The organism is Pseudooceanicola sp. LIPI14-2-Ac024 (assembly GCF_042188925.1).
In the GTDB taxonomy this organism is placed as follows: domain Bacteria; phylum Pseudomonadota; class Alphaproteobacteria; order Rhodobacterales; family Rhodobacteraceae; genus Pseudooceanicola.
This window is the reverse complement of the sequence record NZ_CP170102.1, coordinates 1101149-1125271: the sequence shown is the minus strand read 5'-3', so window position 1 is coordinate 1125271 and position 24123 is coordinate 1101149. Positions and strand designations below refer to the sequence as shown.

Sequence of the window (24123 nt, the reverse complement as noted above, 5' to 3'; positions counted from 1 at the left end):
GTGCGGCGCAAAAGCCCTACCGCATCTGGTGTTCCCCCTTTTCCGTTTCCCTATATACTGCGGTCTCCGACCCGAAGGCCTGAAAGGATTCGCCATGACCCTGACCCCCGAGGCGCAAGCCGAGATCGACGAGCTGCGCGCGACCCCGCGGCCCACCCTGCGCGCCGTGAGCGAGGGGATGGAGGCGCATCTCTACAAGGCGATCCCGGTGCTCGATCACGGGTTCGTCCGGGTCATCGACTACATGGGCGACGACAGTGCCATCACCCAGGCCGCCCGGGTGTCCTACGGGCGGGGCACGAAATCGGTCTCGAACGACGAGGGGCTGATCCGCTACCTGATGCGGCACTGGCACTCGACCCCGTTCGAGATGTGCGAGGTCAAGCTGCACGTGAAGCTGCCGGTCTTCGTCGCCCGCCAGTGGATCCGCCACCGGACCGCCAACGTGAACGAATACTCGGCCCGCTACTCGATCCTCGACCGCGAGTTCTACATCCCAGAGCCCGAAGCCCTGGCCGCGCAATCCGCCGTCAACAACCAGGGCCGCGGCGCGGCGCTGGAGGGGGCAGAGGCCGCCCGCGTCCTCGACTGGCTCAAGCAGGATTCGATGCGCGCCTACGACCACTACGCCGAGATGATCTCCCAGGACGGCCAGCAGGGCCTCGCCCGGGAACTGGCCCGGATGAACCTGCCCGCCAACATCTACACCCAGTGGTACTGGAAGGTGGACCTGCACAACCTCTTCCATTTCCTCCGCCTGCGCGCCGACGCCCACGCGCAATACGAGATCCGGGTCTACGCCGACGCGATCTGCGACATGGTGAAGGACTGGGTGCCGTTCGCCTACAAGGCCTTCGAGGATTACCGCCTGGGGGCCGTCACGATGTCGGCCCAGATGGTCGAGTGCCTGCGCCGGATGCTGGCCGGGGAGGTGGTGACCGAGGAGAACTGCGGGATGAGCAAGCGGGAGTGGAAGGAGTTCCAGGGGGTATTGGGGTGACCCCGGTGCGTGCGAGCATGCACCCTACGGTGCCGATGCGCCGCACCCTCGCGTAGGGTGCGTGCTCGCACGCACCGCCCGTCCCCCTACGCACCGTCCCCCGGTGCGTGAGATCACGCACCCTACGGCGCCACTCCCCCCAACCACCCCGCACCCGTTACCCATCTCCTGCACCACCGCGCGCCCCGCACCGACAAAAATACCGACGCAATACCGACGTGATACCGACGTAATACCGATCCACAATTCCGGCCCTGCCGTATACCTTCCGACAACCACGCCGGAGGCCCCATGCAACTCGCCATCCTCTACCTCTCGACCGCCGCGATCTTCTTGGTCCTCGACGCGATCATGCTGCGAGGGGTGATCAAGCCGGTGTTCGAGGATCACATCGGTCCGCTCCTCGCCCAGGACCTGCGGATCGGTCCGGCGGCCGTGTTTTATCTCTTTTATGTCGGGGGTTTGGTCTGGTTCGTCTCGCTCCCCGCGCTGCGCACCGGGGCCACGATGCAGGCCTTTTGGAGCGGCGCGCTGCTGGGGGCGATCGCCTACGGAACCTACGAGTTCACCAACTACGCGACCCTGCGCGACTGGCATCCGAAGATGGTGGCGCTCGACCTCGCCTGGGGCACGATCCTGACCGGGACGGCCGCCATGCTGGGCGTCTGGATCGCCAGCCGGTTCAGCTGAAACGGATCGTTTCCAACCACTTGCTTGATTGAATTGAAGTGCCCGGGCAGGGTGCGGATCCGGGCCCCAGCGGCCCGCAGGGGGCCAAGGTTTCAGGTCACATCGGCGCCAGGCGCCATTCTCTCCGCGCCGTCGGGAGGGCAGGCGATCACGCGCTGCCTCTCCGGCGGCGCTTTGCATTCAATGCCTTGCACATATCGCTCGCCGCCATGTCATGAAACTGTTACACTGGGAAAAACCCAGAACGACAACAGGCACCCCATGTTCCGCGCGCTTCTGCCTCTGCTGCTGCTGGCCCTGCCTGCCGGTGCGACCACCCCGATCGCCGAGGTGCTCTGCGAGCAGTCCGACCGGATGGAGCAGCGCCTGAGCCAGCGGATGGGATCGGAACGGCAGGCCATGGGCCTGCGCGGACCGGAGCAGGTGATGGAGCTCTGGACCGAGCGCAACGGCGACTGGACGCTGGTCGTGACCTACGCCAGCGGCACCTCCTGCATCGTCGCCATGGGACAGGACTGGCAGGCGACGGTCCGGGAACCGGCCTGAGCGCCTGCCTTGATTTCATGGCTGTTTACAGGAGCTTGAGGTCTCCGGCCATCTTGCGGCCATCCCGGCCGTCCAGCAGCTCGTAGCCGACCTTCTGATTGTCCGCGAGTTCGGTCAGACCGGACCTCTCGACGGCGGAAATATGCACGAAGACGTCCTTGCCGCCTTCCTCGGGCTCGATGAACCCGTAGCCTTTGGTGGTATTGAACCATTTCACGGTGCCGACCGGCATTCCGTCTCTCCTTCTGTCTTCACTCCACCCTCCCGATCCCCCGGAGGGCGATGCCACCTGTCCACCACGACCGACCCGCCGCGGATGCGCCGGGCCCATGCGCATTGACCTAGTGTCACCCTGTCAGGATTGCAGTCCCAATGTAAAAAGCAAGCGAAACAGGATGCATCGATTGGCGATGCACAGTATTTCATCCGAAATTCGCAAAAGGGGGCGAAATGGTAATTTACGGCATCAAGACCTGCGACACCTGCCGTAAGGCGTTGAAAGCGTTGGAGGGGTCGCAGCTGCACGACATCCGCGAAAACGGCTTTCCCGAGGGGCTTCTGGACCGCGCGGCCGCCCGGTTCGGCACGGCTCTGCTCAATACCAAGTCGACCACCTGGCGCGGTCTCGACGCCGCGGAACGCGACCGCCCGATGCTCGATCTGATCGCGGAACACCCAACTTTGATGAAGCGGCCCCTTATCGAAACGGGTGGCGATCTCTATCTGGGATGGACGGAAGCCACGCGGAGCGCCCTGGGCGCATGAGCCGGCGGGGCAGGTGACGGAGTAGTGATTTGCGGAACGCAGCCCTTGTCCTGGGACTGATCGGTGGCCTGATGGGCCTGTTCGTTGGCATGGCCAGCTATGGCTATACCTCGGCGGTGGAACATTACGGCGAGATCGAGGGCCTGTTCGAGCAGGTCGCCAACGTGGAGCTGATCCGCGCTATGTCGTTCCTGTCGCCGCTCCTTGCGCTGGCCGGGGCCGGGATGGTCAAGGTCCGCGCGCTCTGGGGCGGGGCGCTGCTGCTGGCCTCGGCCATCGGCATGTACCTCGCGTTCGGCTTCGGCTTCTTCACGCTCTTCCCGATGGGCTTCTGCGCGGTTGCCGGCCTCATGGCAGTGGCTGCGGGGCAACCGGACGAGCCGAAGGCGCATTTCGGAAGATGACCCCGTCGAGGGCGAGCCACCCGCCGCCCTTCAGCACCAGCACCACCAGCAGGTAGGTCCAGAGCAGCCTCTGGTCGAGGATGACGCCGTCGGGCGCCCGGTCGAAGAGCGCGCCGAGCGTTTCGGCATGTTCGATGCCGCCGTGGCCGTAGAGGTCGGTGAGGCTCTGGACCGTGACGAAGCCGACCATCCCGAGCGCGGCGAGCCGGGTGAAGAGCCCCAGCACGATCAACAGCGGCAGGACGAATTCTGCCGTTGTCCCCGCCACCACGATAATCCAGTGGAGACCGCCGAGCTGCGACGTGTCGTAGCCGACGGCCTCCATCTGGCGGGGAAGATCTGCGCATAGGCGCCGACGGAGGGGTGAATGAGGCCAAGCGGCCCGTCGCCCAGCTTGGTCAGGGCGGAGGCCCAGAAGTAGCGCAGCAGCACCGCGGCAAAGACGATGCGGCCCAGGAGCGGCACCAGCGGGTCGAGCGGCGCGGCGAGGGTGGCAAGACGGGTCATGGGCGAACCTCCACGGCAGTGATGCAATTGTCCTCGATCAGCAGGGCCAGCACCGGACCGGGGTCGAAGGACCCTGCGCCGGTGACCGCGGCCTCGAAGGCCTCGTCGAGCGTCGCGCCCTCGGTCAGGCCCATCACGAAGGCGGCGCCGCCGGGGGCAGCAGGCGGGGCACGGGGTCATAGTCGGGCCGGGTGACCAGGACCGCCTCGGCGCGCGGCTCGGGCTTGGGGGCGCCGTCCTCGTGGTTGAAGCGGTAGATGCCGTGCAGCGGCCAGCGCGAGTTCAACAGCCGCAGGGCGGGCGCGAGCGTCAGGCGCGTCTGCCCAAGGTCCTCGGGCGCGATCGCCTGTAGGGCGTCGGCCGCCACAGGCGTGGCGTCGGCCGCGTGGTAGGACTGCCGCAGCGCGAGGTCGAGCCGCGCGACATCCGGCAGGTACCCCAGGTGCGACAGGGCCCCGATCCCGGCGATGAAGTCGGGCAGGCGGGCACCGTACACCATCATCAGCGGGCTTTCCGGCGGATGTGCCCGCAGGAAGAGCCCGGCGAGGTGGCGGAAGTTCTCGGCCCCGATCAGCTTTGCCACCGTGGGAAATCCGGTTTCCAGCGCCTCGGTGAGCGAGACGGCGACGTTGTTTCGATAGACCGCGAACCGGCGTCCCGCGGCAGCGCCGCGTCCGTCGCCCAGGCCCTGCGGCGCGGCGCGGTCCGGGTCGAGCAGGGCGGCCCGGAACTCTGTCTGGCTGACGCTCATGCCGGCACCCGGGCGAGGGCATCCGCCGCGCGCCGCGCCTCGGCCGCCAGCACCGGCCAGTCGGGCACGTCGGTGTCCCATTCGATCAGCACCGGGCGCGGGCCGGACCGGGCCAGCACGTCGTCCAGCAGGGCCCAGACCGGATCGACCACCTCGCGCCCGTGGCTGTCGATCAGCAGCGGGCGGCCATGGTCATCCTCGTCCTCGTCATGCCCGCCAAGGTGGATCTCTCCGACCTTTTCCAGCGGGAAATCCGCGATGTAGCCCCGGGCGTCGAGGCCGAGGTTCACCGCCGAGACAAAGACATTGTTCACGTCGAACAGCAGCCCGCAGCCGGTGCGGCGGGCGACCTCGCGCAGGAAATCGGTCTCGGACATCGTGCTTTCGTCGAAGGCCAGGTAGCTCGACGGGTTTTCCAGCAGCATCGTCCGGCCCAGCACCTCCTGCACCTGGTCGATATGGTCGGCCACGCGGGCCAGCGTCGCCTCGGTGTAGGGCAGGGGCAGCAGGTCGTTCAGGAAGGCGCTGTCATGCGTCGACCAGGCGAGGTGTTCGGAAAAGCTCGCGGGCTGCAGCCAGTCGCAGAGATGTTGCAGGCGGGCCAGGTGCGCGGGGTCGAGCGGCCCTTCACCGCCGATCGACAGGCCCACGCCGTGGACCGATACGGGAAAGCGTTCTGCCAGGTGGCGCAGTTGCGCCAGTGGACGACCGCCGTCGCCCATGTAGTTCTCGGCATGGATTTCCAGCCAGCCAACGGGGGCGGGATCGGCGATGATCGACGTGTAGTGCTGCGCCTTGTAGCCGACGCCGGGCATGTTCGGCAGGCGGTTCTGCGGGGTGCGGTCGAGCATGGCGGATCCTTCCGTTCTGAAAAAGGGGCGCGTCCGGGCAGGAAGCCCGGCAAAGAGGTGTCCGGCGCGCCCCGAGGGAGGACGCGCCGGGAAAAACGGTTCAGCTGTCGGCCATGTCGCGCTCGAGCGGCTCGAGCGAGCCCATGCGCTCGGACCCGTCGGCCATCGCCGGCAGTTCCATCGACTCGCAGGTGCCCGAGTTCGACCAGTTTCCAGGCGTTGCCCTGGTAGTCGACCTTGGAGGTGCCGGCGCAGGTGGTGCCGGGACCCGCGGCGCAGTCGTTCTGGCCGGCCAGCGCCACGCCGTAGCATTTCACCTGGTCGGCGGCGGAGGCCGCGCCAGCGGTGGCGGCAAGGGCTGCGGTGACGGCGGTGACGAGGATGGTCTTGTTGGTCATGTCTTCACTCCATGTTAGCTCGGCGCCGTTGCTGGCGTCCGATGCCTCTCCTTTCGCGGGGCCGGCGGAATGCGTTACACCGCTCACGAACGAGTGATGAGATTGCGGATTTCGGGCCGGGGATTGTAACGTTTGCCGGTCGAGCACGAATGGAGAGGGGAATGACGGATCGCAACGACCGCTGGGGCGATCTCCTCCGCCGCGCGAACCGCGGCGACGGGGTGGCCTACGCGGCGTTCCTGACCGAATGCACGCCGGTCATCCGGAACATCGTCCGCGCCCGTTCGGGCGGAGTGGACGAGGCCGAGGACATCGTGCAGGAGGTGCTGCTTGCGATTTACGCCAAGCGTCATACATGGCGCGAGGCCGATCCCGTCACGCCGTGGCTCTATGCCATCGCGCGCTACAAGACGGTCGACCTGTTCCGCCGCCGCCGCGGTGGCGTGCCGGTGCCGATCGACGACATGGCCGAGGTGCTGCCCGACGACAGTGTCGGCGACGTCACCGCGGCGCGCGACCTGGCCGGATTGCTCGGCCGGATCGACGAGAAATCGGCCGGGATCGTCCGCGCCGTGGGAATCGAGGGCGAGAGCGCCGGTGAAGTCGGTGCCCGCCTTGGGATGAGCGAAGGCGCCGTGCGCGTGGCCTACCACCGGGCCATGCAGCGACTGAAGGAGATGGCCGAGGCCGAGAGATGAAGACGGAAGACCTGATAGCCCAACTGGCCGCCGACCCGGCGCCCGCCCCGGCCTCCACGCTGGAGCGGCGGGTCATGGTCGGCCTTGCGGGCGGCCTGCTGGTGACCGCGGCCGCCTTCTTCTGGGTGCTGGGCCCGCGCCCGGACCTGGTGCAGTACCTTGCCCAGCCGGTGATCCTGGCCAAGACGGTGCTGCCGCTGGTCCTGGGCCTGCTGGCGCTGGTCCTCGCGCTGCGCGCCGCGCGGCCGGCGGTGGCGCCGGGCTGGGCGGGCCGTGCGATCTGGGCCGTGCCGATCGCGGCCGCCGCGCTCTGGCTCTGGGCCTTTGCCGTGACCCCGCCCGAGGCGCGGATGGCCGGGTTCCTCGGCCATTCGATCCGGGTCTGCCTGCCGGCGGTGGTGCTCCTGTCGCTGCCGATTTCCGCCGGGCTGATCACTGCGTTGTCGAAGGGGGCACCGACCCGGCCGCGGCTTGGCGGGGCGCTCGCCGGGCTGGCTGCGGGGGGCATCGCCTGCGCGATCTATTCGACCTTCTGCGTCGAGGACACGCCGATGTTCTACGCTGCCTGGTATTCGCTGGGCATCTGCCTCGCCGCCGGGACCGGGGCGCTGGCCGGCCCGCGGTTCCTCAGGTGGTGACCACATAGCCGGGGTGCACCCCGAAACGAAACCGGGCGGCCCAGAAGGCCGCCCGTTCCACCCGTAGGGTGCGTGCTCCGCACGCACCGCGATCCCGATGAACCGCGATCCTCACCGCAGGTCCGGCGGCGTCCCTTCAGCGATCAGCTCGGCCACGATCTCGTCGAGGCTCTGAACCTTGGTCTGCTTCTCGCCCAGCTTACGGGTCGAGACCGTGCGCTCCTCGACCTCCTTCATGCCGCAGGCGAGGATGTAGGGCACCTTGCCGACCGAATGCTCGCGGACCTTGTAGTTGATCTTCTCGTTGCGCAGGTCGGCCTCGGCGCGGATGCCCGCCGCCTTCAGCTTCTCCACCACTTCCGAGCAGTACGCGTCGGCGTCCGACACGATGGCCGCCACGACCACCTGGCGCGGCGCCAGCCAGAGCGGCAGCTTGCCGGCAGAGTTCTCGATCAGGATGCCGATGAAGCGCTCGAACGATCCCAGCACGGCGCGGTGCAGCATGACGGGGCGGTGTTTCTCACCGTCCGAGCCGATGTAGTTCGCATCCAGCCGCTCGGGCAGGTTCGGGTCCACCTGCAGCGTGCCGCACTGCCAGTCCCGGCCGATCGCGTCGGTCAGCACGAATTCCAGCTTGGGCCCGTAGAAGGCGCCTTCGCCCTCCTGGATCTCGAAATCGTACCCGGCCGCCTTGCAGGCATTGCCAAGCGCGGCCTCGACCCGGTCCCAGCTCTCCTCGGTCCCGACCCGCTTCTCGGGCCGCGTCGACAGCTTCACCGACCAGTCGTCGAATCCGAGGTCGGCGTAGATGCCCGCGAGGAAGTCGATGAACTTCTTCGTCTCGGCCTCGATCTGGTCCTCGGTGCAGAAGATATGCGCGTCATCCTGGGTAAATCCGCGCACCCGCATGATGCCGTGCAGCGCGCCCGAGGGCTCGTACCGCGCGCAGGAGCCGAATTCCGCCATGCGCAGCGGCAGGTCGCGGTAGGACTTGAGCCCGTGGTTGAACACCTGCACGTGGCAAGGGCAGTTCATCGGCTTCAGCGCGTTGATCGACTTCTCGCGCGCATGGTCCTCGTCGACTTCGACGATGAACATGTTCTCCTGGTAGTTGTCCCAGTGGCCGGATTCCTCCCAGAGCCGCCGGTTGACCACCTGCGGCGTGTTCACCTCGACATAGCCGTCGCGGTGTTGCTGGCGGCGCATGTAGTCTTGCAGCGTCGTATAGATGGTCCAGCCGTTCGGGTGCCAGAAGACCTGGCCCGGCGCCTCTTCCTGCATGTGGAAGAGCTCCATCTCGCGGCCAAGCTTGCGGTGGTCGCGCTTGGCGGCCTCCTCCATCATCACTTCCCAGGCCTTCAGGTCCTGGCGGTTCTTGAAGGCGACGCCATAGATCCGCTGCAGCATGGGGCGCGTGTTGTCGCCCAGCCAGTAGGCGCCGGCCACGTGCGTCAGCTTGAAGGCATCTGCGGGCACTTGCCCCGTGTGCTGCAGGTGCGGGCCGCGGCAGAGGTCCTGCCAGTCACCGTGCCAGTACATGCGGATCGGCTCGTCGCCGGGGATGCGGTCCAGCAGCTCGACCTTGTAGGGCTCGTTCGTGTCCTCGTAGTGCTGGCGGACGCGCTCGCGCTCCCACACCTCGGTCTTCACCGCGTCACGGGCGTTGATGATCTCCTTCATCCGCGCCTCGATCTGGCCGAGGTCCTCGGGCGTGAAGGGCTCCGCGCGGTCGAAGTCGTAGAACCAGCCGTTGTCGCGGACCGGGCCGATGGTGACCTTCACGTCCGGCCAGAGCTCCTGCACCGCCCGCGCCATGATGTGGGCGAGGTCGTGTCGGATCAGTTCCAGCGCCTGCGCATCGTCCTGCATCGTGTGGATCGCGATCGAGGCGTCGGCGTCGATCGGCCATTGCAGGTCGTAATGCGCGCCGTTCACCGTCGCGCTGATCGCCTTCTTGGCGAGGGAGTTGGAAATGCTTGCGGCCACCTCGGCCGGCGTGATCCCGGCGGGGAGCTCTTTGACATTGCCATCGGGGAAGGTGAGGGAAATCTGGGACATGGCTGTCCTCCTCGTCGGTTTGGCGCCCACGGAACGCCCGGTTGCGGGTTATGTTGCGCGCCCTACCTGATCCCCGAAGCCCGCGGTGTCAAGCGGCGCTGGACGGAATTGGAAGGAAGACGGATGAGCGTGACACGGGACAGCGGGGCGGATCGCCCGCAGGAGAGCCTTTTTGCAAGGATCGCGGGCGAGGACGGCATCGACCCCACCGAGGCGCGCAATGGTCTGCGGCATGTCGCCTCGCTGTCCCTGACCAAGGTCGCGGACGGGCTGATCGACCCGAAGCTGGTGCTGAGCTGGCTGCTGACCGCACTGGCCGTTCCCTCGGCCCTGGTCGGCATGCTGGTCCCGATCCGCGAGGCGGGGGCCTTGCTGCCGCAGGTGTTCCTCGCCGACCGGGCGCAGCGGATGGCACGGCGCAAGTGGATGTGGGTCGCGGGCTCGGCGGTGCAGGGGCTGGCGGCACTGGCCATTGCGGCGGCGGGCAGGCTGCTGGACGGGCTGGCCGCGGGCGTGGCGATCTGCGCGGCGCTGGCGGTGCTGGCACTGGCGCGGGCGGCCTGTTCGGTCAGCTACAAGGATGTCCTCGGCAAGACGATCGGCGAAACCCGGCGCGGGGCGGTGACGGGGCTTGCCGGCTCGGTCGCGTCGGCGGGCGTGGTGATCTTTGCGCTGCTGCTGATCTCGGGCCTGATGCAGGAGATGACGCCGGTGCTCATCGCGATCGCGCTGGCCGGGGTGTTCTGGCTGGGGGCGGCGGCGCTCTTCTCGACCATCGAGGAGGCGGCGAGCGAGGATCGCGACGGCGCGGACGTGACCGCGTTCCGCGAGATCCTGGGCGATGGCGGCCTGCGCTGGTTCATCCTCGTGCGCGGGTTGCTGGTCTCGACCGCGCTCGCGCCGCCGTATCTCGTCCTCCTGGCGCAGCAGGGCGGCGATGCGCTGCTCGGGCAGCTCGGTGCGCTGGTGCTGGCCTCGGCGGCGGCGTCGTTCCTCAGCTCCTACGTCTGGGGCCGGCTGTCCGACAAATCCTCGCGCCTTGTCCTTGCGCTGTCGGGGGCGGCGGCGGCCCTGTCGTTGGCGGCGGCCCTCGTCTTTGCCTGGGTGGGCCTGATCGGCGCGGTCTGGGCCGCGCCGCTCGCGCTCTTCGGGCTGATGGTGGCCTACCACGGGGTCCGGCAGGCCCGGTCGGTCTGGCTGGTGGATTACGCGCCCGCCGACAGCCGGGCGGCCTATGCCGCCGTGGCCAACACCGCGATCGGCTTGATCCTGCTGGCGGTCGGCGCGGCGGGCGGGGCGCTGTCGATGCTCTCTCCCGCGGTGGCGGTCGCGGGCTTTGCCGCGCTGGCGCTTTTCGGTGGGATGCTGGCCCTGCGCCTGCCCGAGGCCGAGGAGGGCTGACAACCCCGTCCCGGGATGCCAGAAAGGCCCCGACGCAAAGGAGGCCCGTGCATGGCGACACCCGACATCCTAGAGACGCCGCAGGGCCGCAGGCTCGCCTATCACCGGACAGGGGGGCAGGGGCCGACGGTGGTCTTCCTCGGCGGCTTCAAGTCCGACATGGGCGGGACCAAGGCCGTGCACCTCGAAGCCTGGGCGCAGGCGCGGGGGCAGGCGTTTCTCAGGTTCGACTACTCCGGGCACGGCGAAAGCTCCGAGGCCTTCGTCGACGGCTGCATCGGGGACTGGGCGCAGGATGCCGAGACGATGCTGCACGCGGTGACCGAGGGGCCGCTGCTGCTGGTGGGGTCCTCGATGGGCGGCTGGATCTCGCTCCTGATGACCAAGCGGATGCCCGAGCGCATCGCGGGCCTCGTCACCATCGCCGCCGCTCCGGATTTCACCGAGGACAGCATGTGGGCGGGATTTGACCAGGCGCAGCGGCTCGCGCTCGACATGGTGCACCAGGTGGAGCTGCCGTCGGACTACGGCGCCCCCTATGTCATCACGAAAAAGCTGATCGAGGACGGGCGCGACCACCTTGTCCTGCGCGATCCGCTGCCGCTGCCGTTCCCGGTGCGCTTCCTGCAGGGCACGGCGGACGCGGATGTCACCCGCGAAACTGCGCTGCGCCTGCTCGACCGGGCCGACGGGCCGGACATGCACCTCGAATTCGTGAAGGGCGCCGATCACCGCTTTTCCGACGATGCCTGCCTCGCGATCATGACCGACCGGATCGAAGAGGTGCTGGCCCGCGTGGCGTGACCCATCGGACTCGCCATGCGCGCAATTCCGCTCTTGCCGTGTCACCCGGCTTGATTTCGCCGGTGGTCGTGACACCCTGAACCTGCCACGTGACGACAAACGCACGGGCAGGAGGCAGAGCAGATTGGCTGAACCGCTGGTTCTGATACCCGGCATGGCATGCGACATGCGCGTGTTCGAGGCGCAGGTGCGCGCGCTCGGTCGCGACCGCGCTGTGATGATCGCGCTGCCCACCCAGGGCGAGCGGGTGGAGGAGATCGCTTCCAACCTCCTGATGCAGCTGCCGCTGAAATTCGCCCTCGTCGGGACCTGTTTCGGCGGGGCCGTGGCGATGGAGATCCTGCGCCGCGCGCCGGAGAGGGTGCAGCGCATCGCCCTGATCTCGACCACGCCCTTGACCGACAGCCCGCAGCAGGCGGCCGAGCGCGAGACGACGCTGGTCAAGCTGCGCGCCGGATCGATCGAAGCCGCCCTGCGCGAACTGATGCCGCCCGAGGCGCTGGCCGAGGGGCGGCGGCTGGAAATCCTGCACCGGTTCATCGAGATGGGCATCGACCTCGGACCCGAGGTCATCGCCCGGCAGGTCCGCGCGCTCCAGCGGCGCAAGGACCAGCAGCCGACCCTGCGCAAGGTCAAGGTGCCCGCGCTCGTCGTCTGCGGTGCCGAGGACGGGCTGACACCGCCGAAGCGGCACGAATTCATGTCTGAGCTGATCCCCTACAGCCGCCTTGCGGTGATTGAGGGGGCCGGCCACCTGCCGTCGATCGAGGCGCCCGATGCAGTGACCGAGGAACTGCGGACCTGGCTGTCGGAGCCTCTGGTGCTCCGCTCGCCTATTCCCGTGGCGGTATGACCTGCTGCGCCACCCCGGCGAAGAGCAGGTAGATCGAGGTCACGACCAGCCCCCAGTGCGCCCAGCTTTCGGGGTGGAAGTCGACCCAGGCCGCCCAGAAGGCAAAGAACACCCAGACCAGCGCCATCGGCAGCGACACCATGCGCCAGCGCTCGGTCCGGACCGGGTGGATGAACTTGAGCGGGATGAACATCGCCACGGCCAGCACGACGACGAGGATCAGGATGACCCAGAAGTCCGGCTTCAGCGCAAAGATCACCAGCGCGACCATGTTCCAGCAGCCTGGAAAGCCCGAGAACGAGTTGTCCTTGGTCTTCATCCGGGTGTCGGCAAAGTAGACGACGCTGGCATAGGTGATGATGATGATCACCACCCAGCCGGTCCAGCCCGACAGCAGGTCCGACCGGAAGAGCGCATAGGCCGGGATGAACACGTAGGTCAGGTAATCGATGATCAGGTCCATCAGGACCCCGTCGAATTCCGGCGCGTTCGCCTTGACCTCGTACTTGCGGGCGAGCGGTCCGTCGATGCCGTCGACAAAGAAGGCGACGACCAGCCAGAGGAACATCAGGTCCCATTTCTCGTCCACGGCCGCCAGCATTGCCAGCATCGCGAACACCGCGCCGGTGGCGGTGAGCAGGTGAACGGCGAGGGCCTTGGTTCGCATCGACATGCGCCAGTCATGCCGGATATGCGCCGCCGGATAAAGGGGGGACGTCGACGATGCGGCCGCCGTGGCAGCCGCGTCGCACCACCGGGCGGCTATCCCGGTGGCGGCAGGTCCAGCGTCGAAAGCCGCCCCCAGTCGCCGGGCGCCATCGCCATCCCGGCCAGGCGGCACATGTGCCAGGCCAGCACCTGGTTGCTCGAGAGGACCGGCAGTCCCAGCCGCGCCTCGAGCGTCTCGATCAGCGGCAGGGTGCGCAGGTTGGTGCAGGACAGGAACAGCGCCTCGGCCCCGCCGTCCGCCAGCAGGGACGTTGCGGCCCCGGCGATCGCATCCGGCGCGATCCGGACCACGCGCGACTCCTCGGCCACGTCGAAGGTGCCAAAGACGGGCGTGTCGATGCCGGCCTGCGCCAGCACCCGGCGCAGCTGGTCCGACACGCTTTCCATGTAGGGCGACAGCAGAGCGATGCGCTGGACGCCAAGTGCCTGGCAGGCGGCGATCAGGGCGGTCACGGGGTTGGTGACATGCCGCGTCGTGGCGCAGGACGCGAGGATGCCGTTCACCGTGGCAGGCCCGATCTGGGCCGAGCCGGAGGTGCAGCCGTACGCCAGGGCCGCGAACCGCGCAGCGCCCGGCAGAAGCGCCACCGCCCCGCCCAGGTACCGCTCCATCGCCGCCAGCGTCTCGGGCGTGACCTCGGTGCCGGAGGGGACGCGGGTGGTCAGAAGCTCGACACCGTCGGGAAGGAGGCGGCGGAAATCCGGCTCGATCGTCTCGTCCTCCTGCAGGACGACGAGGCCGATCTGCGGCGGGCGGTCCGGGGTCAGGTGGTGTGGAAAGACACGGGCGGTCATGGCAGCTCCACGATCCCGGGCGAGGCGGGCGGCGACAGCCATGCCGCGCCCTGCGTGCCCACGACGATGTTCTCTTCGTGCACCATGATCCGGCCGGGGGCGAGGTCGATGCCCGGTTCAAGGGTCAGCACCATGCCCGGCTCCAGCACCGTGTCGTCGGCCGGGATCAGCGAGGGCGGTTCGGTGAGTTGCAGCCCCAGCCCGTGACCGAGCCGCCCGGCATCGCCGCCGCCCGCGCCACCGGTCAGGACCCGGTCCATCGCGCGGTAGAGGTCTGCCGCCGTGGCACCGGGACGGGCAGCGTCGAACCCCGCGCGGGTCGCCTCGATCAGCCGGGCATGGGCATCGCGGACCTCGGGCGCGGCTGGCCCGACCGAGAAGTTGCGGTCGAAATCGCAGAAATAGCCCTGCCTGATCAGCCCGGTGTCCAGCATCAGCGCATCGCCTGCCGCAAGTGGCCGGTCGTCGGCCGGAGAGATCACGTCGCCATAGCCACCCGGCGCGGCCGCCCCGGCGAGGTAGGGCACGAAATCGGCGCCTTCCTCGAGGCAGAGGACCTGGAACCGGCGGAACACTTCGGACAGGGGCAGCCCCCGGTGCACGACCTCGGGCACACGGGCAAAGGCGCGTCCCGCCACGGCACAGGCGGCGCGGATACGCTCGACCTCGGCGGGGGATTTTACCATGCGCAGGCGGCGGAGGATCCCGGCGTCACCGGTGAACCGGTGCCGGGGCAGACGGGCCTGCAGCGCCGCCCAGCTGTCGAGCGGCATCCGAAGCTGCGTCTCCTGCCCCGAGGGCGTCCCGATCCGTTCGCCCGCCGGGACCAGTTCGGCCAGCGTCGCGGCCAGCAGGCCGATGCCGTCGTCGGTGTAGTTAGGCGAACGCCAGGTACGGATGTCGCTGATCCAGGTCCGTCCCATCAGGTGCGCCCCGATGGAGGGGATCACCGCCACCGGGTCACCCGCGGCGGGCAGGACAAGGAACCAGGGCCGCGTCGGGCTTTCCCAGAACCGGGTGAGGAAGCCGGTGAAGTAGCGCAGGTCGGCCTCGGTCGTCAGCAGCATTGCGGCAAGTCCCTCCTGCCGCATCGCCGCCTGCGCCCTGTCACGGCGAGCGTGGAACTCGGCCGGGGGCAGACCGTCGGGGCCGCTCATGCCTCGGCCTGTTCGGTCAGGATCGCCAGCACCCGCGACGTGCCGTCCAACCCGAGCGTCCCGGCATGCGGCCCGGCGCAGAGCAACCCGGCGAGCCCCGCGGCCCCCGAAGGGGTCGAGGGCAGGCCCGCCGCCGCGACGCGGTCGGTTGCGGCCTGCGCCTCGTCCTCGGTGATGGTGAGGAAATGGTCTGCGTCCCGCGCAAGGCCCTTGAGCGCGATCAGCGACGGCTCCTTGCAGTCGAGCCGCCCCATGATCGACACCGGCCCGGTCGAGGTCGTGGGCGCACCGGCCGCGATCGATCCCGCCAGTGCGAGGGCGGCTGCGGGCTCGACGATGCAGATCACCGGCCCATCCCCCCATTCGCGGCGGACAAAGGCGGCCCCCGCAGCGGCCAGCCCGCCGACGCCTGCCTGCAGGAAGACATGGGTGGGCGGCGCTCCGATCTGCGCCGCGGCCTCGTCCATCAGGGCGAGGTAGCCCTCCATCAGCAGGTGCGGAATCCGGGCATAGCCGCGCCAGGAGGAATCCGACAGCAGCACCGCGCCGCCGTCGCGGACCGAGGTTTCGGCCGCCGCCATGCTTTCTTCGTAGGTTGCGCCCGCGCGAACAACCTCCGCCCCCTCGGCCCGCAGCCGGTCGGCGAAGCCTTCGGGCACCGTCTCTGCCAGGAAGATGCGTGCCCGGGCGCCGAAGGCCGCAGCGCCCGCCGCGACGGACAGCCCGTGGTTCCCGGCGCTCGCGGCGACGTAGGTGCGGCCCTGCGCACGACCTGCCACGCCGTCATGGGCGATCACGTTCGCCGCGCCGAGCGCCTTGAAACTGCCAAGGCCCATGCGGGTGCGTTCGTCCTTGAACCACACCTCGGCAACTCCCGCCGCCTTGGCGAGCGCTGCAGCCTGCACCATCGGGGTCACGGTGTGGCGCGGGCAGCGGGTGAGGAGCGCCAGCGTCGGCGCGGGATCGGCGGCAGGCCACGGCATGTCGTCAAGCGCGGGATGCGCCAGGCCGGTGCCACGGAAGGGATTGGTGAGGCAGTCCATGCCCCAGTGCTGCACGGGGCGTGCCACGGATCAATGCCTTTTGCGACCGAACCGGGCCCCGGGACGGCGTTCAGGCGCGGGGATGGGCTGCGGCGTAGACTTCCATCAGCCGCGCGGTGTCGACCGCGGTGTAAGCCTGCGTGGTCGAGAGGCTGGCGTGCCCCAGGAGTTCCTGGATCGCCCTCAGGTCGCCACCCGCGTTCAGCAGGTGCGTGGCAAAGGAATGCCGCATCGCGTGCGGCGTGGCGGTCGCGGGCAGGCCCAACTGGTTGCGCGACGCCTCCATCACCTTCTGGATCGCGCGGGCGGACAGCGGGCCGCCGCGCAGCGCGCGGAAGAGGGGATCGGCTTTTTCACAGGGGTAGGGGCAGAGTGCCAGGTAGGCTTCGACCGCCTGCCGGGCGGGGGCGATCAGCGGCACGACCCGTTCCTTTCCGCCCTTGCCGGTGATCCTGAGCGACCCGCCAAGCGGCAGGTCGGCGCCGGTCAGCGACAACGCCTCGGAGATCCGCAGCCCGCAGCCATAAAGCAGCGTCACCACCGCCACGTCACGGGCCTGCACCCAGGTTTCGGTCGATTGCAGGGCCACCGTCTCGATCATCCTGAGCGCGGCGTCCTCGGGCAGGGGGCGGGGCAGCTTGCGCTGGTACTTGGGCGCGCGGGCGGACAGCACGGCGGTCGGATCGAAATCCTCGCGTTCGGCCAGCCAGCGGTAGAACGTCTTGACCGCCGAAAGCTTGCGTGCCAGCGACCGGGCGCCGACGCCCTGGCCGCGGGTAAAGGCCATCCACGATCGCATGTCGCCGGTGGTCACCTGCTTGAGCGGACCCAGCCCCTGCGCCGCGCCCTTGTGCTCGCCCATGAAGGCCAGGAAATCGGCCAGGTCGCGGGAATAGGCGGTGATGGTGTTCTCGCTCGCCGCCTTCAGCGCCCGCTCGTGGTCGAGCCAGGCCTGGAGCGCATCGCGCGCGGCGGGCGAGATCAAGCTCATTGCAGCCAGCGCCGCATGGTGCGCTCAAAGACGCTGGCGAAGAACGACAACAGGTCGGTGCCCTGCTGCGGTGAAAAGAGGTGCGGATCCTCGGACCCCATGACCAGCAGCCCCGGCATCCGCCCGGCGCCGAAATCGAGCCGCAGGCAGGCCTCGGACCGGATGTGGTGGGCGTTACCGGCATAGACCTCGGGCAGGCCGTGGCCGATCTGGCGCAGCACCACCTGCCGCTTCGGTGCGCGGCGGTCCTGGTTCATGTAGGCGGCGATGAAACCGGGCGGGACGGCCCGCAGCACCTGGCCCAGGCGCTGGACGGCGGGGTCTTCCTCTTCCTGCTGGGTTTCCAGCACGAGGTGGATGTAATCGACGCCCAGGATGCCGGACACCTCGCCGCCGAGATCGCGCAGGAAGCCTTCGAAATCGGTCGGGTCCAGCAGCCGCAGCACGGCGCGGTGCACCTGGTTCATCCCGGCAAGGTTCTCGTAGGCGGCGGCGATCACCGACCGGTGGGTGTCCTCCAGCCGGTCGAGCCGTGATTCCAGCCGTTCCATCGCGATGCCGCGCAGGTCGACGACATTGTGCCCCATCGCGCGTTCGTTCGCGGCGACAAGGGCCCGCATGACGTCGTGGTCGTTCAGGATGACGTCGGGGTCGTCGATGATCCGCGCGCGCAGATCATCCTCGATCTTCATCTGTGTGCTGCTCATGGCCTGCTTCGTTTTTTTGCTTGGGCCGAGTTTAGCAAAGCCTATGGGCGAGATCCCGGAAAAACCGGGGCAGTTTCCGGGCGGTTCGGCGAAGTGTTGCCATAGTGCCCGGAGGCGCGTCAGAGCTGGTCGAGGTAGTGGCGCACCGCGTCCTGCACATGGCGGAACCGGTCGCCGCCCAGGTGTTTCCCGCCATACCAACGGGTCACGACGACGATGTGATCGGTCAGCCCCTCGCGTTCCAGCATCTGCAGGATCAGCATGCCCGCACCGCTTTCGCCATCGTCGTTCTTGAGCGGGCCGGCGCCGGTCACGCAGGCCCAGGTGTTGTGCGTGGCCTTCGCGAACTTCTTCCGCCGCTTCAATTCCCTGAGGAACGCGGCCGCCTCCTCGGGCGTGGCGCAGGGCCCGCCCGAGACGGCATAGCGTGACCCCCGGTCGCTGATGATGTTCTCGAAGACCAGCATCGGAGTCAGGGGCCGGGGGCAGCGATCAGAGGATCTTCTGACCGGTCTTGGCCCAGTCCTTCATGAAGGCGTCGAGGCCCTTGTCGGTCAGGACATGGTTCACCATCGACTTGATCACGTTCGGCGGCGCGGTGGCCACGTCGGCGCCGATCTTGGCGGCCTCGGACATGTGGTTCACCGACCGGATCGAGGCGGCGAGAATCTGCGTCTCGAAGCCGTAGTTGTCATAGATGATCCGGATGTCCTGGATCAGGTCCATCCCGTCGAGGTTGATGTCGTCGAGCCGCCCGATGAACGGGCTGATGAAAGTCGCGCCCGCCTTGGCCGCCAGCAGCGCCTGGTTCGCGCTGAAGCAGAGCGTCACGTTGACCATCCGGCCTTCGTCGCTGAGCACCTTGCAGGCCTTGAGCCCGTCCCAGGTCAGCGGCACCTTGATGGTGATGTTGTCGGCGATCCTGGCCAGCTCGCGGCCCTCGGCGATCATGCCGTCGGCGTCCAGCGCCACGGTTTCGGCGCTGACGGGACCGTCGACCAGGTCGCAGATTTCCTTGGTGACTTCCTTGATGTCGCGGCCGGATTTCATGATCAGCGACGGGTTCGTGGTGACCCCGTCCACCATGCCAAGCGCGTGCAGCTCGCGGATCGCGTCGATGTCGGCGGTGTCGACGAAGAATTTCATGGGCCAGCTCCTCTGGCGGGTTGGACTTTGGCCGCTTGTTAGCCGATAAGCTGTCACTCCGAAACCCCGGCCGTAGGGGCGGGAAGGAGCCTTGTTGACCGATCCTCACCACTTTCACGAGGGCGAGCTGGTCGCGGTGATGACGACGCAGCCGCTGGACCGCACGCTGGACTACCGCGCGCCCGAAGGCGGCTGCGTGACCGGCGCCTTCGTGCAGGTGCCGCTTGGCCCGCGGCAGGTGGTGGGGGTCGTCTGGGGCCGGGGACGCGGCGATTTCGACCTGTCGAAGATACGGCCCGTGACCCGGGTGCTGAACGTCGCCCCGATGCGCGACGAGATGCGCGAGTTCCTGGCGCGGTCCGCCGCCTACACGCTGACGCCGATGCCCGCGATGCTGCGTCTGGCGACCCGCGCACCCGGCCTGACCGATCCGCCGTCGATGCGCAGCGTCTACCGCCGCGGCGACGCGGACCCGCCCCGCATGACCGAGGCGCGGACCCGCGTCCTTGACGTGCTCGAGGCGCATGGCGGGGCGGCCTTCACGCTCAAGGAGCTTTGCGACGAGGCAGGCGCCTCGTCCTCGGTGGTGAAGGGGCTGGTGCAGTCGGGCGCCGTCCGGGAAGAGGCCGCGCCGCGCGACGTGCCATTCCCGCGGCTGGATGCAGACCGCCCCGGCAAGGCGCTGACCGAGGATCAGCAGGCCGCCGCCGACCGCATTTCCGAGGGCGTCGAGGCAGAGCGGTACGGCACGACGCTCCTGCGGGGGGTCACCGGGTCGGGCAAGACCGAGGTCTACCTGGAGGCGGTCGCCCGATGCCTGAGGAAGGGGCGGCAGGCCCTTGTCCTGCTTCCGGAAATTGCGTTGACGGCCGAGTTTCTCTCGCGGGTCGAGCAGCGCTTTGGCGCGCGGCCGGCGGAATGGCACCACGGCGTGACGATGACCGAACGGCGGCGCATCTGGAAGATGGTCGGCCAGGGCGGTGCGGAGCTGGTGGTGGGCGCGCGGTCGGCGCTGTTCCTGCCGTACCGCGACCTTGGCCTGATCGTCGTCGACGAGGAACACGACAGTTCCTACAAGCAGGAGGACGGCGTCCTCTACAACGCCCGCGACATGGCGGTGCTGCGGGCCTCGCTCTGCGGCGCGCAGGTTGTGCTGGCCTCGGCCACGCCGTCGCTGGAAAGCTGGGCCAATGCCGAGGCGGGGAAGTACGCCCGTGTCGACCTCGCCTCGCGGTTCGGTGAGTTGGTGCTGCCACAGATGCGTTCCATCGACATGCGGTCCGAGCGGCTGGAAAGCGGGCGCTGGATTTCCCCAACACTTAAGAAGCAGGTTGAAGATCGCCTTGCAAACGGCGAGCAGGCCTTGCTTTTCATCAACCGGCGCGGCTATGCGCCGGTGACGCTCTGCCGCGCCTGCGGAGAGCAGATCGGCTGCGATCACTGCGACGCGGCGATGGTCGAACACCGGTTCCAGAAGCGCCTCGTCTGCCACCAATGTGGCGAGACCAAGCCGATGCCGGACGCGTGCCCCTCCTGCGAGGCCGAGGGCAAGCTGGCTCCGATCGGGCCGGGCGTCGAGCGGCTGACCGAAGAGGCGCAGGCGCTCTTTCCCGATGCGCGGATCGCCACGCTGTCATCCGATCTCTTCGGATCTGCCCGCGCGCTCAAGGAACGGATCGAGATGATCGCCGCCGGTGCCGCGGACCTCATCATCGGCACGCAACTGGTTGCAAAGGGTCACAATTTCCCGCTCCTGACCCTTGTCGGCGTGATCGACGCGGACCTCGGGCTCCAGGGCTCGGACCTGCGGGCGGCGGAGCGGACCTTCCAACTGATGCGCCAGGTGTCGGGCCGCGCCGGCCGGGCGGAACGGCCGGGCACCGCGCTCTTGCAGACCTACCAGCCCGACCACCCGGTGATCCGCGCCATCCTGACCGGGAAAGAGGAATCGTTCTGGCAGGCCGAGGCCGAGACGCGCCGCGTCATCGGGATGCCGCCCTATGGCCGCCTGGCCGGGCTGATCCTGAATTCCACAGACCCGGCCGAGGCGATGCGCATCGGCACCGAGCTGGCCCGCCACGATGGCGCGGTCCGCGCGGTCGGCGGGCAGGTCTTTGGCCCGGCGCCGGCGCCGATCGCCCGCATCCGGGGCCGCCACCGGGTGCGGCTGTTGGTCAAGGCGCCGAAGGGCGCGGCGCTGCAGGACGCGATCGCCAAGTGGCTGGCGCCGCTGACCCTGCCCAAGGATTTCCGCCTGTCCGTCGATATCGACCCCCAGAGCTTTTTCTGAAACACTCGCGGGCAAAAGGGGATCCGCGATGACCACCACCGACTGGCCGAAATCCGGGGAATGCCGCTGCGGGGCCACCACGATCGAGGTGGCGGGCCCGCCTTTCATGACCGCCGCGTGCCACTGCGAGGGCTGCCAGAGGATGAGCGGCAGCGCCTTTGCCCTGACCGCGATGTTCCGCCCCGACCTCTTCCGCGTGACCGAGGGCGATCCCATCATCGGCGGCGCCAGGCACAGCGACATCCACCACTATTTCTGCCCCGACTGCATGACATGGATGTTCTCGCGCATGCCGATGGCACCGGACTTCGTCAACGTGCGGCCGACGCTCTTCGACGACACGGCGTGGTTCCGGCCCTTCATCGAAACCGTCACCGCCGAGAAACTGGCCTGGGCCGAGACGCCCGCACCGCACAGCTATGCCGGGTTTCCCGACCCCGCCAACTTTCCTGGGCTGGTGGCAGACTACGCCGCATGGGCCGGGCAGGGCGGCGCACAAACCGCTTCCCTTCGGTCATGATCCCCGCTATAGCGCCGCCCATGATCACCAAGGCCACCCTTTCCGCGCCCATCCGACGTCGACGCCGCCGCGCCTGACGTCCCGTGATCCTTGCGCGCCTGTCGCGCATCCCCCGTAACACCTCTCTTCACATTGACTTGGTCCCGAGCCTCATGCTCTGTCATGGCTCTCCAATCCTGAGGATATCCACATGATCCCGTCCGTCCTGCCGACCTATGCACGCGCGCCGCTTCACTTCGAAAAGGGTGAAGGCTCCTGGCTGATCGAACAGGACGGCCGCCGATTCCTCGACCTCGGTTCCGGCATCGCGGTGAACGCGCTCGGCCATGCCAACCCCAAGCTGATCGCGGCGCTGACCGCGCAGGCCGGCAAGGTCTGGCACCTGTCGAACCTCTACGAGATCCCCGAACAGCAGGCGCTGGCCGACAAGCTGGTCGAGACGACCTTTGCCGACACCGTCTTCTTCACCAACTCGGGGACCGAGGCCTGCGAACTCGCCGTCAAGATGGCGCGCAAGTACCACTACGAGAAGGGCGCGCCCGACCGGGTCGAGATCCTGACCTTCCACGGCGCCTTCCACGGCCGGTCCTCGGCCGCCATCGCGGCGGTGAACACCGAGAAGATGGTAAAGGGCTTCGGCCCGCTCCTGCCGGGCTTCCGGCAGCTGCCCTTCGGCGATCTCCCGGCCGTCAAGGCCGCGATGAGCGCGCAGACCGCGGCCATCATGATCGAGCCGATCCAGGGCGAGGGCGGCATCAACGCCGCGCCCGACGGGTTCCTGAAGGAATTGCGCGCCCTCTGCGACGAGACCGGCACGCTGCTGATATTTGACGAGGTGCAGTGCGGCGTCGCCCGGACCGGGCGGCTCTTTGCCCATGAATGGACCGGCGTGACCCCCGACATCATGATGGTGGCCAAGGGCATCGGCGGCGGCTTCCCCTTAGGCGCGGTGCTGGCGACCGAAAACGCGGCCGCGGGCATGACCGCGGGCACCCACGGCTCGACCTACGGCGGCAACCCGCTGGGCTGTGCCGTCGGCCTCGCCGTGATGGAAACCGTTTCCGACCCGGTCTTCCTGTCCGAGGTGAACCGCAAGGCCGGCCTCTTCCGCCAGAAGCTCGAGGGGCTGGTGGCAACTCATCCCGGCGTCTTCGAGGAGGTGCGCGGCCAGGGCCTGATGCTGGGCCTGAAATGCGTGGCGCCGAACGCCGACGTGGTGAAGGCCGGCTACAGTGCCGAGGTCATCACCGTTCCGGCGGCCGACAACGTCATCCGCCTGCTGCCCGCGCTGACCATCACCGACGACGAGATCGCCGAGGCGGTCGCGCGCCTCGACAAGGCCGCGCTGGCCGTCCAGACCGCCTGAGAGCACATCCCGAAAGGACAGGGCGCCGCCGGCAAGCGGCGCCACAGAGACCGATACCATGAACCATTTCCTCGACATCCACACCACCGCCCCCGCAGACCTGCGGCACATGATCGACCATGCGCAGAGCATGAAGCAGGCCCGTCTCGGCCGGACCAAGGCCGCGCCCGACGACGAGCAGCCGCTCAAGGGCCACATGGTCGCGCTGATCTTTGAAAAGCCGTCGACCCGGACCCGCGTGTCGTTCGACGTCGGCGTGCGCCAGATGGGAGGAGAGACGATGGTGCTGTCCGGCCAGGACATGCAGCTGGGTCATGGCGAAACCATCGGCGACACCGCCCGCGTGCTGTCGCGCTATGTCGACCTGATCATGATCCGGACCTTCGACGAGGCGGTGCTCCAGGAGATGGCCGAATGCGCCACAGTGCCGGTGATCAACGGTCTGACCGACCGCTCGCACCCCTGCCAGATCATGGCCGACATGATGACCTTCGAAGAGAAGAAGGGCTCGATAAAGGGCAAGAAGGTGGTCTGGGTCGGCGACGGCAACAACGTCTTTGCCTCGTTCCTGCACGCGGCCGAGCAGTTCGAGTTCTCGCTCACCTTCTCGGGCCCGCAACAGCTGGACCCCGACCGGGACTACGTCGACCGGGCGCGCGAGAAGGGGGTGGATTTCACCATCCAGCGCGACCCCTGGCGCGCGGTGCCCGAGGCCGACCTCATCGTGGCCGACACCTGGGTGTCGATGCATGACGCCCAGTCGACCCGCGAGCGGCGGCACAACCTGCTGCGCGCCTACCAGGTCAACGACGACCTGATGGCCGCGGCGGGCGAGCAGGCGCTCTTCATGCACTGCCTGCCGGCGCACCGGGGCGAAGAAGTGACCTCCTCGGTCATGGACGGCCCGCAATCGGTGATCTTCGACGAGGCCGAGAACCGGCTGCACGCGCAGAAGGCCGTCATGCGCTGGTGCCTCGGGGTCTGAGGCGGGGCCGGCAAGGGGGATCGCGGCGGC

Annotated in this window: 27 protein-coding genes and 2 pseudogenes; 14 read left to right on the top strand and 15 right to left on the bottom strand. The window is 68.4% G+C overall.

The genetic code is table 11. From position 1 onward, the window contains the following. The first annotated feature begins 94 nt into the window (after positions 1-94). The 3 genes from thyX to ACE2AC_RS05465 all read left to right on the top strand — a co-directional run bounded on the left by thyX (position 95) and on the right by ACE2AC_RS05465 (position 2236). Positions 95-1000, top strand: a complete 906-nt coding sequence (thyX, locus tag ACE2AC_RS05475) for an FAD-dependent thymidylate synthase (protein ID WP_375691104.1) — start codon at positions 95-97, stop codon at positions 998-1000. A gap of 291 nt (positions 1001-1291) precedes the next feature. Then, positions 1292-1690 (top strand): DUF2177 family protein, encoded by a 399-nt coding sequence (locus tag ACE2AC_RS05470; RefSeq protein ID WP_375691103.1) that lies wholly within the window; start codon positions 1292-1294, stop codon positions 1688-1690. Between the two features lie 261 nt (positions 1691-1951). After that, a complete protein-coding gene (locus ACE2AC_RS05465) occupies positions 1952-2236 on the top strand; it encodes a hypothetical protein (RefSeq protein ID WP_375691102.1) in 285 nt (94 codons plus the stop codon). 25 nt (positions 2237-2261) lie between these two features. Here the strand turns inward: ACE2AC_RS05465 and ACE2AC_RS05460 are convergent, their stop codons facing one another. Next, positions 2262-2468 carry a cold-shock protein gene (locus ACE2AC_RS05460; RefSeq protein ID WP_375691101.1) on the bottom strand — a complete coding sequence of 69 codons (207 nt, stop codon included), beginning with the start codon at positions 2466-2468 and terminating at the stop codon, positions 2262-2264. Positions 2469-2686: 218 nt separating this feature from the next. Between ACE2AC_RS05460 and ACE2AC_RS05455 the strand changes: the two genes are divergently transcribed. Beyond that, positions 2687-3001, top strand: coding sequence for an arsenate reductase family protein (locus tag ACE2AC_RS05455; RefSeq protein WP_375691100.1), 315 nt, complete (start codon positions 2687-2689; stop codon positions 2999-3001). 29 nt (positions 3002-3030) lie between these two features. After that, on the top strand, positions 3031-3405 hold the full coding sequence (locus ACE2AC_RS05450) for a hypothetical protein (protein WP_375691099.1): 375 nt from the start codon (positions 3031-3033) through the stop codon (positions 3403-3405). Here ACE2AC_RS05450 and ACE2AC_RS05445 read toward each other — a convergent pair. The 5 genes and pseudogenes from ACE2AC_RS05445 to ACE2AC_RS05425 form a co-directional block, all read right to left on the bottom strand. Next, a pseudogene (locus ACE2AC_RS05445) lies at positions 3350-3912 on the bottom strand (DoxX family protein). The gene ACE2AC_RS05450 and the pseudogene ACE2AC_RS05445 sit on opposite strands and share 56 nt — an antisense overlap. After that, the gene (locus ACE2AC_RS05440; RefSeq protein WP_375691098.1) at positions 3909-4046 is read right to left on the bottom strand and encodes a hypothetical protein; all 138 of its coding nucleotides are present in this window, start codon (positions 4044-4046) and stop codon (positions 3909-3911) included. The pseudogene ACE2AC_RS05445 and the gene ACE2AC_RS05440 overlap by 4 nt, the downstream one beginning before the upstream one ends. Then, a complete protein-coding gene (locus ACE2AC_RS05435; RefSeq protein WP_375691097.1) occupies positions 4046-4663 on the bottom strand; it encodes a putative DNA-binding domain-containing protein in 618 nt (205 codons plus the stop codon). Before ACE2AC_RS05435 ends, ACE2AC_RS05440 begins: the two co-directional genes overlap by 1 nt. Further along, positions 4660-5514, bottom strand: coding sequence for a DUF692 family multinuclear iron-containing protein (locus ACE2AC_RS05430; protein WP_375691096.1), 855 nt, complete (start codon positions 5512-5514; stop codon positions 4660-4662). Before ACE2AC_RS05430 ends, ACE2AC_RS05435 begins: the two co-directional genes overlap by 4 nt. Before the next feature lie 100 nt (positions 5515-5614). Further along, positions 5615-5912, bottom strand: a pseudogene (locus ACE2AC_RS05425) (DUF2282 domain-containing protein). Positions 5913-6073: 161 nt separating this feature from the next. On the opposite strand from ACE2AC_RS05425, the gene ACE2AC_RS05420 reads away from it, so the two are divergent. Next, complete coding sequence (locus tag ACE2AC_RS05420; RefSeq protein ID WP_375691095.1) at positions 6074-6610, top strand: sigma-70 family RNA polymerase sigma factor; 537 nt, start codon at positions 6074-6076, stop codon at positions 6608-6610. Continuing rightward, positions 6607-7248 carry an NrsF family protein gene (locus tag ACE2AC_RS05415; RefSeq protein ID WP_375691094.1) on the top strand — a complete coding sequence of 214 codons (642 nt, stop codon included), beginning with the start codon at positions 6607-6609 and terminating at the stop codon, positions 7246-7248. Before ACE2AC_RS05420 ends, ACE2AC_RS05415 begins: the two co-directional genes overlap by 4 nt. 111 nt (positions 7249-7359) lie before the next feature. On the opposite strand, the gene thrS is transcribed toward ACE2AC_RS05415, so the two are convergent. After that, positions 7360-9306 (bottom strand): threonine--tRNA ligase, encoded by a 1947-nt coding sequence (gene thrS / locus ACE2AC_RS05410; protein ID WP_375691093.1) that lies wholly within the window; start codon positions 9304-9306, stop codon positions 7360-7362. A 123-nt stretch (positions 9307-9429) separates the two neighbouring features. On the opposite strand from thrS, the gene ACE2AC_RS05405 reads away from it, so the two are divergent. The 3 genes from ACE2AC_RS05405 to ACE2AC_RS05395 all read left to right on the top strand — a co-directional run bounded on the left by ACE2AC_RS05405 (position 9430) and on the right by ACE2AC_RS05395 (position 12364). Further along, the gene (locus ACE2AC_RS05405; RefSeq protein ID WP_375691092.1) at positions 9430-10707 is read left to right on the top strand and encodes an MFS transporter; all 1278 of its coding nucleotides are present in this window, start codon (positions 9430-9432) and stop codon (positions 10705-10707) included. A 51-nt stretch (positions 10708-10758) separates the two neighbouring features. Continuing rightward, positions 10759-11511, top strand: coding sequence for an alpha/beta fold hydrolase (locus ACE2AC_RS05400; RefSeq protein ID WP_375691091.1), 753 nt, complete (start codon positions 10759-10761; stop codon positions 11509-11511). A 124-nt stretch (positions 11512-11635) separates the two neighbouring features. After that, positions 11636-12364 carry an alpha/beta fold hydrolase gene (locus ACE2AC_RS05395; protein WP_375691090.1) on the top strand — a complete coding sequence of 243 codons (729 nt, stop codon included), beginning with the start codon at positions 11636-11638 and terminating at the stop codon, positions 12362-12364. Here ACE2AC_RS05395 and ACE2AC_RS05390 read toward each other — a convergent pair. From ACE2AC_RS05390 to fsa, 8 genes are all read right to left on the bottom strand, one after another. Continuing rightward, positions 12345-13037: a CDP-alcohol phosphatidyltransferase family protein gene (locus tag ACE2AC_RS05390; protein WP_375691089.1), complete on the bottom strand. Its 693-nt coding sequence runs from the start codon at positions 13035-13037 to the stop codon at positions 12345-12347. The two genes, ACE2AC_RS05395 and ACE2AC_RS05390, sit on opposite strands and share 20 nt — an antisense overlap. Before the next feature lie 89 nt (positions 13038-13126). Further along, positions 13127-13888: an aspartate/glutamate racemase family protein gene (locus ACE2AC_RS05385; RefSeq protein WP_375691088.1), complete on the bottom strand. Its 762-nt coding sequence runs from the start codon at positions 13886-13888 to the stop codon at positions 13127-13129. Next, positions 13885-15045, bottom strand: coding sequence for a M24 family metallopeptidase (locus tag ACE2AC_RS05380; RefSeq protein ID WP_375691087.1), 1161 nt, complete (start codon positions 15043-15045; stop codon positions 13885-13887). The genes ACE2AC_RS05385 and ACE2AC_RS05380 overlap by 4 nt, the downstream gene beginning before the upstream one ends. Further along, positions 15042-16088, bottom strand: coding sequence for a pyridoxal-phosphate dependent enzyme (locus ACE2AC_RS05375; protein WP_375692072.1), 1047 nt, complete (start codon positions 16086-16088; stop codon positions 15042-15044). Before ACE2AC_RS05375 ends, ACE2AC_RS05380 begins: the two co-directional genes overlap by 4 nt. Before the next feature lie 70 nt (positions 16089-16158). Further along, entirely contained in the window at positions 16159-17079 is a 921-nt protein-coding gene (locus ACE2AC_RS05370; protein ID WP_375691086.1) for a tyrosine recombinase XerC, read from the bottom strand. Further along, on the bottom strand, positions 17076-17786 hold the full coding sequence (locus ACE2AC_RS05365; RefSeq protein WP_375691085.1) for a DUF484 family protein: 711 nt from the start codon (positions 17784-17786) through the stop codon (positions 17076-17078). The genes ACE2AC_RS05370 and ACE2AC_RS05365 overlap by 4 nt, the downstream gene beginning before the upstream one ends. 119 nt (positions 17787-17905) lie before the next feature. Continuing rightward, positions 17906-18253 carry a YigZ family protein gene (locus ACE2AC_RS05360; RefSeq protein ID WP_375691084.1) on the bottom strand — a complete coding sequence of 116 codons (348 nt, stop codon included), beginning with the start codon at positions 18251-18253 and terminating at the stop codon, positions 17906-17908. 25 nt (positions 18254-18278) lie between these two features. Further along, positions 18279-18932 (bottom strand): fructose-6-phosphate aldolase, encoded by a 654-nt coding sequence (gene fsa / locus ACE2AC_RS05355; protein WP_375691083.1) that lies wholly within the window; start codon positions 18930-18932, stop codon positions 18279-18281. 139 nt (positions 18933-19071) lie between these two features. Here fsa and ACE2AC_RS05350 point away from each other — a divergent pair, with 139 nt between their 5' ends. The 4 genes from ACE2AC_RS05350 (at position 19072) to argF (ending at position 24093) form a co-directional block, all read left to right on the top strand. Next, positions 19072-21222: a primosomal protein N' gene (locus ACE2AC_RS05350; protein ID WP_375692071.1), complete on the top strand. Its 2151-nt coding sequence runs from the start codon at positions 19072-19074 to the stop codon at positions 21220-21222. A 28-nt stretch (positions 21223-21250) separates the two neighbouring features. Further along, on the top strand, positions 21251-21742 hold the full coding sequence (locus tag ACE2AC_RS05345; protein WP_375691082.1) for a GFA family protein: 492 nt from the start codon (positions 21251-21253) through the stop codon (positions 21740-21742). A gap of 190 nt (positions 21743-21932) precedes the next feature. Continuing rightward, complete coding sequence (locus ACE2AC_RS05340; protein ID WP_375691081.1) at positions 21933-23108, top strand: aspartate aminotransferase family protein; 1176 nt, start codon at positions 21933-21935, stop codon at positions 23106-23108. A gap of 58 nt (positions 23109-23166) precedes the next feature. Continuing rightward, entirely contained in the window at positions 23167-24093 is a 927-nt protein-coding gene (argF, locus tag ACE2AC_RS05335) for an ornithine carbamoyltransferase (protein ID WP_375691080.1), read from the top strand. Positions 24094-24123: the final 30 nt, after the last annotated feature.